The organism is Bacillus sp. AG4(2022), assembly GCF_031844465.1.
Lineage (GTDB): Bacteria > Bacillota > Bacilli > Bacillales > Cytobacillaceae > Bacillus_AB > Bacillus_AB infantis.
On the sequence record NZ_JAUZVH010000020.1, the window covers coordinates 1 to 14,168 of the forward strand.

A 14,168-nucleotide genomic window follows, 5' to 3' on the forward strand; every position below is an offset into this window, starting at 1 on the left:
TCGAGCACAGGCACCTCCCGAATAATCTTGTTTCACAAATGTATATCAAGTCATTTATATAGCCATGCACAAAGAAAGGCCCAGAAAGTTTCTGGGCCTTTTGTGTATGAAAATTTAGAATAATAAAAATTTATATCCCGTTCACCTTCCATCTTTGTTATATTAGAAAAAAGTAATCGGTTCCATGGAAGGGGTAAATAGAATGAAAGGCTTCGTTCAAGGCTTGTATACTCTTTGTGAATGGATTATGCGGCTGGCCATTTTAAATATATTATGGGTCATTTTTACCTTAGTGGGTGGAGTGGTGTTAGGTCTTTTTCCATCAACCATTTCATTGTTCGAGATTGCGAGAAAATACCAAAAGGGAGAATGGGATACACCCATATTCAGTCATTACTTTTCCGCTTATAAGAAGAACTTTTTAAAGGGTAACAGGCTGGGGCTAATCCTGATAACAGCCGGGACAGTCCTTTTTATTGACTGGCATCTTTTCTCGGGTATGAATGGTTTGCCTTTTCAGGTGCTTGCGGCCCTAGTGGTGGTTTTGGCAATTTTATATGTAATAGTGCTGCTGCACATTTTTCCTATCTACGTTTTGCATGAATTTACTATTATGCAATGTATAAAATATGCCTGTGTTTTGGGCGTGTACCGGCCGCTTAGCACAATTGGCATTGGCATGGGAGGCATCCTCCTTTACTTGATCTTCTCGACTTTTCAGCCTGTACTCTTCTTTTTTGGTGCAAGCTTAACAAGTATGGTTATTATGTGGATTTCAGGCAATACGATCATTAATATGAAAAAGAAGTCCACTCATAGTTTTTCAGCAGATAAAGCGGTATAGCTATGAAATACTTCCGCTTTCCAAAGTTCCGCCATTTAAAGAATCAATTATTGTTCCAGAATGCGCTTAGTATCAGTCTAATCATAGGGCTGACAGCAGTATTCACATATAATATTGCCATTAAAATACAGGTTAATGAAGCGATTAGATATAACACAGTGATGGTCACCCAGATTAGTAAAAGTATTGATGACATGGTGGAATCTTTTAATGATGTCATGGATGGGGTTACGTTTAACAATGAAATCCAGCGTTTGCTGCAAATTAAATATGATACGGGGAAAGAGATGCATCTCCTGAATAAATATTTAGCATCCCAAGTGGTGGATGAAACGGTTATGTTCAATGAGGTTGACCTTATCAATCTATATGATACTGAAAATCTCAGGGTGAACTTAAGAAGAAGTGTTAATAATAAAGACTTCAATTTCTTTAATGAACTTCGCCCCAATATGTATGACAGCAGCGGGAGAGTAACATGGAAAGTGGAAAACTCGGTCATTACGGCCAATCGGCTGATATACGGCATTCATTCATACAAGATGGATGAAATTGGCTATTTAACCATGTCCATGAAAACCTCTTACTTAGAAGACCGGATCCAGAAGTATGATCCCACTGAAGAAAGGCATATTATCATCCTGGATCAGGAAGGTAATGTTGTTTTAACGAATGCTGAAGACAGTGGAAATGATGCATTTACTTCATGGGCATCAGATCTGGATTATAATTCAATTGATTCTGAGTCGTCTTTTGTGGATATTCCGGGTGACGGAAGGATGATTGTGAATAACTATCAGTCTGAATTAACAGGCTGGAAAATCATTTCCTTAGTAAGTCTGAATGAGATCTCAGCAGGACCTGTATTAATTGGGAGAACGATTTTCTTAATAGGATTTGTGGCTATCGTTATTGGCATTGTTGTGATTTGGATCAGTACACATTATATTGTAAAACCGCTGAATCAATTGCGGCTTGTTATGGATGAGGTGGAAAAAGATAATTTCCATGTCCAGGTTCAAATTAACCGCAAAGATGAACTTGGAAGAGTTGGGGATAGCTTTAATAAAATGATGAATAAAATCAACAATCTGATTTCAGATATTTATCAGAAGGATATCAATGAGAAGGAAGCCCAATTGAGGGCACTAAGAGCCCAGATCAATCCCCATTTCCTTTACAATACATTGGATGCTATTAACTGGATGGCTCAATTTGATAAAACAGATGAAGTGAGCAAAATGACAATTGCGTTAAGCAGACTGTTAAAATCAAGCATATCCAACAATAAGGAATTTATCAGGCTGGAAGAAGAAGCAAAATATATCGATGATTACATGACAATCCAGAAGATCCGGTTCCAGGATAAAATACATTATTCAATGCAAATTGACGAAGCAGCAAAGAAATGCCTCGTCCCCAAACTGATCCTGCAGCCGATCGTTGAAAATGCGATGATTCACGGATTAGAAAAGAAACTGGAGAATGGTTATTTGCTCATTAAGGGATATTTGAAAAATGATCTATTGCATATTCAAATAATCGATAATGGTGTTGGGATGGACGAAAGGACAATGTCAGCATTGCTTAAAGGAGTTTATGTGAACCGGGATGAGAATAAAGGGACAGGAAATGGAATCTTGAATGTTCAGAATCGCATAAAGCTGCTATTTGGCAGAGAATACGGATTGAAAATCGACAGCAATGAAAATGTCGGGTCCGTATTTGAAATGACGCTGCCTGTTCATAGGGAGGGCTATAAGAATGTATAAAGTTCTTATTATTGACGATGAGCCCATGATCACGAAAGGGTTATCCGAGAAGATTGATTGGGCCAGTCTGGACTGTATGATTCAAGGTATTGCTATGAATGGCCTGGAGGGGAAAAGAATGATTGATGAGCTGAGGCCTGATATCATTGTTTCGGATATTGTCATGCCAGGCTGCACAGGGCTCGAGCTGGCCAGCTATGTTCATCAGCATTATAAAAATACCATTATGATTCTGCTGTCTGGGCATGATGAATTTACTTTTGCTAAGGAAGCTCTCAAATACAGTGTTTTTGATTATTTGCTCAAGCCTACAATAAAAGAAGAAGTGATGAATGTGATTAGAAATGCTGTGAAGAATATCGAGGAAAAAAGAGAACAGGATAAGAATTATCAATATTTAGAGTCTGCTCTCCAGGAGAATATCCCGCTGATCGAGCAATCATTATTATATGATATTACAGTGAAAGGGACTGTTCATTCGAAAGATCTGAGAGATAAAATAGAAAGCTTTCATCTCACTTTCGGAAAAGGAGCCGTTTTAACAATTGAAGTTGATGCTTATGAAGAGAATCAAGCACCCAGCCCGATTATCATAAGGTACATTGAGGAAATATTGAAGAAGAATAATATCACAGCACGGTATGTAGCTAATGACAATCAGATGATTATTCTGCCCTCTTTTCCAATAGGTGTCCCCAGCAAGGTATTGGAAACGAGAGTTAGGGATGTATCAGATAAAATTATGGACCGCCTCAAAGCAATAGATCATTTAAGTGTATCCATTGGTATTGGCGGAATCTATTCATCTGTAAACAGTTTACATTCTTCTTACTTGCAATCAGCTGAAGCTTTGAAGAGGAGTTACTTTGCAGGAAAAGGGAAAGTTCATATTTTTAATGATCAAAAGCAGAGACATTCTGAGGATAAAAACACAAACAGTCTGGAAAGCTTTATTCAATCTTTTGAAGAGAGGAGCCTTGAAAGGATTTTGGAAGAATATGAACTTCTTTTTAAAGAATTGAAGTACACATATGATAAGCCGTTCATCTTAAATCAATGCCTGGAGCTTCTCATTAAATTGGGACTGCTCGTATCTAAATGGGATAAACACTTTAAAATATCTGTCGGATACGGGCAGCTGGAGAAATGCACATCAATAGATGAGTTACAGGATTTCATGAAGAAAGTGATCATCAACATAAAAAGTCATCTATACGAAGAGATGAGTGAAAACAATATCGGGATTGTGGAGCAGGCAAAAAAAATAATCGAGCAGCAATATGACAATCCTGATCTGAGTGCACAGTATATCGCTGATAAACTTGATGTGAATGTAAGTTATCTAAGCAGAACATTTAAAAAAGAGACAGGTGAAAACCTGATTAATTTTGTTACAGAAAAAAGAATGCAGATGGCTCAAAAGCTTTTGGATACTACTGATTTAAAAACAAACGAAGTGGCTAAAAGGGTTGGCTTTATAGATGCACGATATTTCGGCCAGGTGTTTAAAAAATTCATGAGTACAACTCCATCTCAATATAAGAAAAGCAAATAGTCAAAATTTTAAACATAATATTCAAAATTTTCAACATCTTATCCTTCTTCTTATTCGATAGAATAAAAACAAGAAGGATTTTTTTTTATGAAAAATGCAAGCGTTTACAAAAGGGAGGGAGGAAAACCGTTGAGTCAGATTAAATATCCATTGAAGCCTGGCCAGCCGGTAAACCGCTGGCTCATCGCAGGTACGTTTGAAGAGGAGAAATCCTTTAGACGCCTTACGATGAATGTAACTGGCGATTTAAATCGCTGGTTAACCGAAGGCTTCTCTGTATTTGAAAATCCAAGCAGAAAAGAATTTATAGACGCCCATAATGAAATCAGCATAGATAATATACATATCCCGGAAGCATTCCCAGGAAAACCACTGTTATACGGGGAAACAGCGAAAGAATGGAGGCTTTATTTTCCCTGGAAAAATAAAAAGGTGGAACAATCCGGATTCTGGCAGCAGCCCACCCATCTGAAATCATGGGCCCTTACTCATATTCGATCAGATATAGAGCAGAAGGTTCCTTTTAGAATGTTCACCTGCGGCAGTGCAGCCGTTTGGATCAATGGGGAAAAAGTATTGCAGTTTTCGCCCTACACAAGAAACCTTGAGAAGAATATTCAGTTTGAGGCAGTCCTGAAAGAAGGCGACAATGAGTTTTTGATTTTCTATGAAGATCTGGCAGAACGGGACACACTTTATTATTTCCGATTAGATTATCTTGGAACTGAACCATTGGAAATGATGCTTCCGATCGGGAAATTAGCAGCTGATGACATTCATTCCTTAGAGAATGCTCTAAAGGGCGCCTATTTCCAAAGCGATGTTGTTAAAAATGGAGATGTTATCATTCATTTTGAAAATCCTTTAAAGGAAGAAGTCCTGCTGCAGTGCAGCTTTAAAACGGAATGGTGGGGAGAACAGCATGATCTGGCAAAAGCTGCGCCTCCTGGATCCAGTGAAGTTTCTTTTGGGAAAGTTGAAGAATTGGGAATGGGCAATGCTTTATTAAAGGTAGCCATTCAACATGAATCAATAGCGATCCAAAAAGATATGTTCCTTCAATTGTATCCAGATAAACTGGTGCCTGTAGACATAAAGGATAGTTTACTGGAAAGAAAAGAGCAAGCTCTATCATTTATCGCCAGATACGGGAGCAGCGATATTCACCGTGCATATGCCCTTGTCAGGACTGGAACAGATAAAGACCTTGCAGAGTCCATAGTAAGGGACACGCTTAAAGTAATCAATGCAAGATATGACTGCAGTGATTTCTACTTGAATCAGCTTTTCAGATTTTGGATCGATTTCCGTGAAACAGAACTATTTGAGGAAGGTTTCTGGGAAGAATGCAAGAGTGCTATTTTGAATTACCGCTATTGGTTTGATGAGCCTGGAGACGATGTGATGTGGTTCTTCAGTGAAAACCACGCTTTGCTGTTCCACACCTGTGAGTATCTGGCAGGACAGCTTTTCCCGGATGATCTATTCCCAAATGCAAATATAACAGGGGCCGCTCATGCTGAAAGAGCAAAGGAAAGGCTTCAGAAGTGGTTTGACAAATTCCATGAAGAAGGTTTGGCAGAATGGAATTCAAGTGCTTATATTCCGATTAATGCGATGGGCTTCTTCCAGATCTATGACCTGGCAGATGATAAGCTGCTGAAAATGGAAGCCAAGAAGGCCCTGGACACAACCTTTCGATTAATGGCTCTTAATAGCCATAATGGCTACCTTTCCTGCTCTCATGGCCGTATATACGAGAAAGAGCTGAAAGGAAATTATAATAACGCCACTACTTCTTTACTCTGGATAGGCTACGGAGAAGGAAACCTGAACAATGCCACTTTTGCAGCTGTATCTTTCTCTATCTCAAATTATGAACCGCCTGAATATAAATCACTCATTCATTTAAAGCCTAATGAAAACATTATTTTCAAGCATCACCAGGGGTCAGAAGGATTTGTTGATCTTTATACGTTTAAGAATAGATACGGTTTATTATCAAGCGCGGTTGAATACAGGCTCTGGAAAAATGGCTACTCGGAACATGTGATCCATTCTATACTCAGTCCGGAAGCGACCGTGTGGATTAACCATCCGGGAGAAGAAGCAGAGCTTGGAACAGGCAGGCCGAGCTTTTGGGCTGGAAATGGCATATTGCCAAAGGTGGACCAATATAGGGATATTGCTATGGTCCACTATAAAATCAGCCCTGAAAATGAAATCGCCTATACGCATGCCTATTTCCCCATTGCTGCTTTTGACCAGGTCAAAATAACTGAAAAATGGTGCTTCGGAAGAATAGATGATTCTTATATTGCTCTATACGCCAAAAATGGAATCCGTCTTCAAGAGGAAGGCCAGAATAAAAATCGTGAGCTGATATCCGAAGGAAGAGACAACAGCTGGATCATCCGCAACAGCCATGTAAATCAGTTTCCTGCCTTCAGTGACTTTATAGATAGTATGGCAGGGGCTGAGATTCATGCTGATGAAGAAGAAGTCATTTTCAAGGATCCCGTTCACGGGGTTATCCATAGTTCATGGAATTCACCATTCAAGGTGAATGATAATATCCAGTCAAACGGAAATCAGCAGGCGGAAGGAGTTCTTGAACAATGGACATAAAGGCAGATCTGATTGACTCAAAAGTAAAGCTTGTTACCAATGCGATGAAATCATTGAAAAATGATGAGAGTTTTATAGAAGAATTCCCAATCGGGCTGATAGATATCCATTTATGGGAGTGGCCGCAGGGTGTAGGGATTTATGGACTATATAAATATTATAAGCTGACCAATGATAAAGAAACCCTCGACTTTCTATTAAACTGGTTTGATCAAAGAATTGAAGAAGGCCTGCCGGAGAAAAATGTAAACACCATGTCGCCATTGCTGACGCTGATGTATTTAGCGGAAGAAACAAAAAATCCTGAATACATCAAGATATGTGATGAGTGGAGTACATGGATTATGGAAGATATGATCCGTACCGGTGACAGCGCTTTGCAGCACATGATAACCGGTGATCCCAATGACGGCCAGATACTGATTGATACATTGTTCATGACCGTGCTGTTTCTAACTAAAGCAGGTACGTATTTCAACCGTCCGGACTATATCGAAGAATCGAAAAAACAGTTCCTCATTCATATTAAATATTTATATGACAAAGAAACAGGTCTTTTCTTCCATGGCTGGGACTTTAACGAGAACCATAATTACGGTGCTGTCAGGTGGGGAAGAGGCAATGGCTGGTACACATGCGGACTGCTGGAATACTTAGAAATCGCAGAGCTGGAAAAAGGCATCAAAGATTATCTGCTGGATACCTGGCACAGCCAGGTGAAGGCATTAGCAGAACTGCAGGCGGACAGCGGTCTATGGCACACAGTCCTGGATGATCCGGAGTCTTATGAGGAAACCTCCGCAACAGCTGCCTTTGCATTTGGCATACTGAAAGGCATACGAAAAGGCTATCTGGATGAGAAATACTTGCAGACAGGGTTAAAAGCCTTAGAAGCAGTCATCCGTGAAATAGATCCTCAAGGTGTAGTGCTGAAAGTTTCGTACGGAACACCAGTCGGGATGGATCGTGATTTCTATCAGAACATCCCCATTAGCCCAATGACATACGGCCAGGCGCTGACCATCTTATTGTTAATAGAATCAATGGAGTTTTCAATGAAAAGGGGGAAATATTGATGAAAAAAGTATTAAAAATGATCTCTATGTCATTACTGGCTGCCGTTCTTTTGATCAGTGTAACAGCCTGCTCTGACAGCTCAAGCTCAAATGGCTCCGGCGGGTCAAAAGACAAAAAAGTAACTCTTGATTATCTTTGGTTTACTGATGGTGTTGAAGGCGATGTTATGCGAGACATTATTAAAGACTATCAATCAGAAAATGAGAATGTTGAAATCAATTTAATTGAAGTTGCGTATGCTGATTTTAATACTAAATTAAAAACAATGATTGCAGGAGGAAAGCCGCCTGCATTGGCACGTGTGACTGATACGGGCATCTTTGCAGAACAGGCTCTGGATCTTACTGAATATGTGGGCGGTGCTGAAGAGTTTACTTCACAGTTCCTGCCTTCTATCAAGCCTTACTATGTAAAAGATGACAAAATCATCGCTACTCCAATGGATGTGACGGCAAACGGTCTGATTTACAATAAAACATTGTTCGAAAAAGCAGGTGTAGAAGTTCCGCAGTCACCAGATGATGTCTGGACTTGGGATGAATTCGCAGATGCCATTCAAGAAGTAAAAGAAAAAGGCGGAGCGAAATACGGATTATTAGTAGACTTTACTCCTCATAGATATTCAACTATGGTCTATGAATTTGGCGGAAGTATCTTTACAGAAGATCTATCTGCTCCTGCCATTAACAATGAAAACGGTGTTGCTGCTTTAGATAATTTTATTAAGCTCCATAAAGATGAGGTCATTCCTGAATCAGTTTGGCTGGGTGGAGAAAATCCTAATAACCTTTTCCGTTCAGGCACTGCTGCCGCTCACTTAGCCGGAAACTGGATGCTGAGCAACTACAAGGATATTGAAAATTTTGACTGGGGTGTAACTTACCTTCCAAAAGCAGAAATCCGTTCTTCAGTTCCAGGCGGGAAGTATATCCTGGGCTTCAAAAATACTGGACTTGAAGATGAAACAGCAGAGTTTATTAAATACCTATCATCACAGGAAGTGAATGCGAAGTTTAACCAGGAATCACTATTCTTAAGTGCAAGAAAAGACAATAACGAATTGGATTATGAATTTGGCAAAGAAATGTTTAAGGTTTTCTCAAATGAATTGGAAAATACACCAGAAGCTGCTGCAAATGATTGGGGCAATCAGGTAGTCATTTCAAAAGTGACAACTGATATGAGAGATGCGGTTGTAGAAGCACTCAGCGGCGGAATTTCATCTCAAGAAGCAATGGACAAAGTTGCAGAGCTATTAGAAGAGGCTATTGCTGATCAAGAATAACAGTTTTGTTATTAGTGGTGATCACCTCATAATGGGTGGTCACCACTTTTAAAAACAGAGGACAGTAGGTGATGAAGGTGAAACCAAAAATCAATGAACAATCAGCAATAAGTCCTGCTAAACGATTCTCCTTTCGAAAAGACAAATTTAATAGACAAATTGCTCCGTACCTGTTTGTCCTTCCCAACTTTCTAATCTTTTTCATATTTATTGTTGTACCGGCATTTGTAGGGCTGGTCTATTCTTTTACTGATTTTGATGGCCTGTCAGAGATGAACTTTATTGGATTGGAAAATTATAAAGAAGTGTTTGCCAGTTCCGAGTATTGGGGGATTTTCGGCAATACCTTCATTTATGCTTTTTCAGTAGTGCCGCTCATTTTTGTGAGTTCCCTCGGCATTGCCGTTTTATTGATCAAGGAAATTAAAGCCAAAGGCTTCTTTCGCGCCATTTTTTATTGGCCGACCATGTTATCAGCCATCATAGTGGGCGTTACCTGGAAATGGATTTTTGGCGACAGCTTTGGAATCTTGAATTACATGCTGGAATCAGCGGGGCTTGAACCTGTACACTGGCTGTCAGATCCGCTTTTTGCAAAAATTTCTGTTGTCGTTGGGACTGTTTGGGCCAGAATCGGATTTTTTATGATCATTTTCATGGCTGGCCTGCAAAGTATTCCAACCTCTTATTATGAGGCTGCCCAAATAGACGGCGCCTCAAAGGCCAGAATGTTTTGGACGATCACTCTGCCGCTGTTAAAACCGACCAGTTTGCTGGTGCTGATTCTGCTGCTGATTGAGTCATTTAAGCAATATCCGCTGGTATTGGCTTTGACAGGCGGTGGACCTGCGAAGGAAACAACATTCCTGGTTCAGTATATTTACGAATTTGGCTTTGAAAAAGGTGAACTGGGTTACGCAAGTGCCATGTCAGTAGTTCTGTTTATTGTCATTGCCATCTTTACGATTATCCAATTCAAGTGGACGAAAGGAGGCTCAATCGATTGAAAAAGAAGCCTGGCTTGCTCCTGTATATTGCATTGACTTTGCTAGTGATTATCTTTATTTTTCCTGTCATATGGGTGATATTGTCATCGTTAAAAGATTCAAACGAATTATATAGCTGGCCTCCTAAGTTTATCCCGGACAATCCAACGATAGAAAACTTTACGCTGGCTTTTGAAAAAGGTAATTTTGGCAGATATTTTTGGAACAGTACGATTGTCACTGTAACGGCGACCTTTCTCACGTTGCTGGTGAACACAATGGCTGGTTATGCCCTTGCGAAATACAGATTTAAAGGCGATACATTCCTGCTGATAGGATTTATCTCTACACTTATGATCCCGCTTGAAGTAATCATGACGCCGATCTTTACCGTCATCAGTAAACTTGGCTTATATAACACGCTGTGGGGCATTATTATACCGCCTGCCGCAACACCAACAGGGGTATTTTTAATACGGCAATACCTATTAACAGTGCCGGATGATCTTCTTGAAGCTGCCAGGATAGATGGAGCAGGAGAATGGAAAATCTTTTGGAGAATCATTGTGCCTATAGCAAAGCCAATCATATCTGTTCTGGCCATCTTCTCCTTCATGTGGAGATGGGACGACTTTATCTGGCCTTTGATCGTAATCAGCGACCCGACGAAATATACCATTCAGCTGGCACTGTCTAATTTCATTGGTGAATATAATGTTGACTGGGGAAGCCTGCTTGCTATGTCAGTAGTGACCATGGTTCCAGTGCTGATCGTGTTCCTGATTTTCCAGAAGCAATTTATACAGGGACTCGCAACTTCCGGCATGAAAGATTGATTCTAAATAACCATTCAAACAGAGATGACCCTTTAGGTTTATCTCTGTTTTTAGAAAAAGGTGAAAATATGAGGTTGAAGTGGAGATATAAACTAGTAAAAGAGCAGGACAATCAGCTGATCTTTTCGTGCAATAATAAGCACATCCATTTCTTTATTCTTGAGGAAGACCTGTGCAGAGTGTTTATGAGTACAGGAGACCAGCCTGCTTTAACAGCTACCTGGACGGTTGCGCCAGAAGCAGAAGATATCCCTTTTGAAGGGAGAGACCGATTTGATCTATCTCCTTTCTCGCTGCCAGCCTATCAGCGTGAGATCGGAAATGATCAGATAATAATCGAAACCAAACTGTTAAAGGCTGTTATCCGGCTGGATGGATTCATTATTTCCTGGTATGCGAAAGAGAATGGGGAGGACGTATTAATCTCTAATGATAGAAAAACACAAAGCTATAATTATAACAACAAGCTGGGCAAAGGAGTTTACCATTATCTTGAACGGTATAAAGATGATCTATATTACGGATTAGGCGAGAAGAGCGGGACCCTCAATAAAGCAAGAAAGCGCTACAGAATGCAAGCCATCGATGCAATGGGCTATGATGCCGAGTTTACAGACCCTCTTTACAAGCATATACCGTTTTATATTACTCATAACCAAAAGTCTCAATTATCATATGGTTTGTTTTACGATAATTATTCAGATTCTGTCTTTGATCTGGGTGCTGAATTGGATAATTATCATGGATTATACAGATATTATCATGCTGAAAAAGGAGATTTGGACTATTATTTCATCTATGGGCCAAATATCCGGAATGTAGTGGAAAAATACTCAAAGCTTACCGGCAAAACAGTGTTCCCGCCTAAATGGAGCCTTGGCTATTCTGGGTCCACAATGGCTTATACCGATGCGCCGGATGCGCAAGAGCAATTAAAGAAATTTGTTGATTCCTGCAGTACATACGATATCCCGTGCGATTCTTTTCAATTATCATCAGGATATACAACTATAGGAGAAAAGAGATATGTATTCCACTGGAATCACGGCAAGGTGCCTGATCCTCAGGGAATGATACAGTATTTTCATGATCATGGACTGCGTATTTGCGCCAATATCAAACCCTGCCTGCTTCAGGATCATCCTCATTACCGGGAGCTGGCTGATAGGGGAATGTTCATTAAAGCTGAAAATAATCAGGACCCGGATGTAGTGCAATATTGGGATGATGAAGGTTCTTATCTTGATTTTACGAACCCTGAAACCATCCTGTGGTGGAAGGAGAAGGTGAAGGAACAGCTTCTTTCCTATGGAATCGACTCTACATGGAATGATAATAATGAATACGAAATTTGGGATAAAAGTGCACAGGCATTTGGATTTGGCAATAGCATTGCGGTTGACTATATCAAACCTATTCAAACTTTACTGATGTTAAAGTCTTCTTTTGAAGCCCAAAAGGAATATGCACCAAATCTCCGTCCCTATTTAATTTCACGCTCCGGGTGCCCGGGCATGCAGCGGTATGTGCAGACATGGTCCGGCGACAATTTTACAGAATGGAAAACACTCCGTTTTAATATCAAAATGGGGCTGAGCTTAAGCTTGTCCGGTGTGTACAATGTCGGCCATGATGTCGGGGGATTTAATGGCTTTGCACCGGAACCGGAATTATTGATCAGGTGGATTCAGAATGGTATTTTCCATCCCAGATTTACGATACACTCCTGGAATGAAGACGATACAGTCAACGCACCATGGATGTACCCCGAGCATCTTTCTATCATAAGTAAATTCATGAAAGAGCGCGTCAAGTGGATTCCGTATTTCTATCATTTACTCTACAAAGCTAACCAGGAATATAAACCGATTCTGGCTCCAACCTTTTATTATTTCGAAAATGACCCAAACACATTTGCTGAAAATGATGATTTTATGGTGGGGGAAAATCTTCTGGTTTGCAGTGTGGTTGAAAAAGGAGCCACAAAGCGCAGTGTCTATCTGCCGAAAGAGGAAAACGGATGGTACGATCTGAATTCTGGACAATGGCTGGAAGGCGGGCAAACCATTGAAGCAGATGCACCATTGGATGTAATCCCTTTGTTCTCCAGGGCAGGTTCGGCATTCCCTATTCGGGACGGAGAAATAACCTTCAATAATAAGCATGAAGATCAAAGGGGAATTCTCATATACCCTATCCCTGGAGAAGGAGAAACCACCCATAAATTCTATGAAGATGATGGCCTCTCTGTGAATTATAAAAATGGGGAGTTTTCCTATGTAACAGTAAAGGTTAAAACAACAAGCGGCCTTGTGGATATAAATGTTTATATAGAAGGAAGCTATAAAGTTCCCTATGATTCTATTAATGTCTACCTTCCCGGAACAGAAAAAAGAGATGTGCGTATAAACGGAGAAAAGACTGATAGCAGATATCCCTTTACGGTAAAGGATATAGAAAGTGGTGTGTTATGAACGTATCTGTTTTAAAAGATTATGAGGCAATGTCCAAAGCTGCTGCCGAAAAAATAGCCGAACTTGTAAATGCAAATCCTAATGCTTTGGTGTGCTTTGCAGCGGGAAGTACACCGATTGGAACATTTGAAATTCTGGCAGATTTAGCAGCGGATAAAAAAGTCGATTTTGGTTCGTGTAAATTCGTAGGGCTGGATGAATGGGTTGGAATGGATAAAAATGATTCTGGCAGCTGCCAGGAGACATTATGGAAAACATTATTTCTCCCCCTGAAGATAAAGGAAGAAAACATCTGTTTCTTTGATGCAAAAGCAAAAGACCTGCAGCAAGAGTGCCAAAGAGTCGATCAATATATCATGGATCATGGCAATATCGACCTCATGCTCCTGGGCATAGGAGTCAACGGACACTTAGGATTCAACGAACCAGGTGTTTCATTTAACTGTCTCTCCCACGTCGTGAACCTTGATCAAAACACAAAATCTGTCGGACAAAAATACTTCGAAACCGAAAGAGAACTATCAAAAGGAATCACATTAGGGACTCAGCATATTATGGACAGTAACACAGTGATTGTGATTGCCAATGGTGCCAATAAGGCTGAGGCAGTTCATCGGATGATACACGGTGAAGTCACGAATGAGCTTCCGGCAACCATTCTTCAGACTCATAGGGATTGTTATGTTTATTTGGAGGAGGGGGCTTTTAGAA

The 14,168-nt window shown here is 40.2% G+C and carries 10 protein-coding genes; all 10 read left to right on the forward strand.

Translation table 11 applies throughout. The annotated features are described in order from the left end of the window. Positions 1-202 precede the first annotated feature (202 nt). Positions 203-844 carry a YesL family protein gene (locus tag Q9R36_RS25955; RefSeq protein WP_311226174.1) on the forward strand — a complete coding sequence of 214 codons (642 nt, stop codon included), beginning with the start codon at positions 203-205 and terminating at the stop codon, positions 842-844. 2 nt (positions 845-846) lie between these two features. Further along, the gene (locus Q9R36_RS25960) at positions 847-2,616 is read left to right on the forward strand and encodes a sensor histidine kinase (protein ID WP_311226175.1); all 1,770 of its coding nucleotides are present in this window, start codon (positions 847-849) and stop codon (positions 2,614-2,616) included. Next, positions 2,609-4,171 (forward strand): response regulator, encoded by a 1,563-nt coding sequence (locus tag Q9R36_RS25965; protein ID WP_311226176.1) that lies wholly within the window; start codon positions 2,609-2,611, stop codon positions 4,169-4,171. Before Q9R36_RS25960 ends, Q9R36_RS25965 begins: the two co-directional genes overlap by 8 nt. 129 nt (positions 4,172-4,300) lie before the next feature. After that, positions 4,301-6,799 carry a hypothetical protein gene (locus Q9R36_RS25970; protein ID WP_311226177.1) on the forward strand — a complete coding sequence of 833 codons (2,499 nt, stop codon included), beginning with the start codon at positions 4,301-4,303 and terminating at the stop codon, positions 6,797-6,799. Further along, on the forward strand, positions 6,790-7,875 hold the full coding sequence (gene bglB / locus Q9R36_RS25975) for a beta-galactosidase BglB (protein WP_311226178.1): 1,086 nt from the start codon (positions 6,790-6,792) through the stop codon (positions 7,873-7,875). Before Q9R36_RS25970 ends, bglB begins: the two co-directional genes overlap by 10 nt. Then, entirely contained in the window at positions 7,875-9,161 is a 1,287-nt protein-coding gene (locus tag Q9R36_RS25980) for an ABC transporter substrate-binding protein (protein WP_311226179.1), read from the forward strand. Before bglB ends, Q9R36_RS25980 begins: the two co-directional genes overlap by 1 nt. A gap of 71 nt (positions 9,162-9,232) precedes the next feature. Further along, positions 9,233-10,168, forward strand: a complete 936-nt coding sequence (locus Q9R36_RS25985; protein ID WP_009792775.1) for a carbohydrate ABC transporter permease — start codon at positions 9,233-9,235, stop codon at positions 10,166-10,168. Further along, positions 10,165-10,983 carry a carbohydrate ABC transporter permease gene (locus Q9R36_RS25990; RefSeq protein WP_009792776.1) on the forward strand — a complete coding sequence of 273 codons (819 nt, stop codon included), beginning with the start codon at positions 10,165-10,167 and terminating at the stop codon, positions 10,981-10,983. The genes Q9R36_RS25985 and Q9R36_RS25990 overlap by 4 nt, the downstream gene beginning before the upstream one ends. A gap of 68 nt (positions 10,984-11,051) precedes the next feature. After that, a complete protein-coding gene (locus Q9R36_RS25995; RefSeq protein WP_311226180.1) occupies positions 11,052-13,457 on the forward strand; it encodes a glycoside hydrolase family 31 protein in 2,406 nt (801 codons plus the stop codon). Continuing rightward, a partial coding sequence (locus Q9R36_RS26000) for a glucosamine-6-phosphate deaminase (RefSeq protein WP_311226181.1) occupies positions 13,454-14,168 on the forward strand: 715 nt, incomplete at its 3' end. The genes Q9R36_RS25995 and Q9R36_RS26000, both read left to right, overlap by 4 nt.

Bases quoted from the DNA above. Each gene is read 5' to 3' on its own strand.
- Q9R36_RS25965 (WP_311226176.1), top strand. From the start codon at position 2,609: ATGTATAAAGTTCTTATTATTGACGATGAGCCCATGATCACGAAAGGG.
- Q9R36_RS25985 (WP_009792775.1), top strand. From the start codon at position 9,233: ATGAAGGTGAAACCAAAAATCAATGAACAATCAGCAATAAGTCCTGCT.
- Q9R36_RS25955 (WP_311226174.1), top strand. From the start codon at position 203: ATGAAAGGCTTCGTTCAAGGCTTGTATACTCTTTGTGAATGGATTATG.
- bglB (WP_311226178.1), top strand. From the start codon at position 6,790: ATGGACATAAAGGCAGATCTGATTGACTCAAAAGTAAAGCTTGTTACC.
- Q9R36_RS25995 (WP_311226180.1), top strand. From the start codon at position 11,052: ATGAGGTTGAAGTGGAGATATAAACTAGTAAAAGAGCAGGACAATCAG.
- Q9R36_RS25960 (WP_311226175.1), top strand. From the start codon at position 847: ATGAAATACTTCCGCTTTCCAAAGTTCCGCCATTTAAAGAATCAATTA.
- Q9R36_RS25980 (WP_311226179.1), top strand. From the start codon at position 7,875: ATGAAAAAAGTATTAAAAATGATCTCTATGTCATTACTGGCTGCCGTT.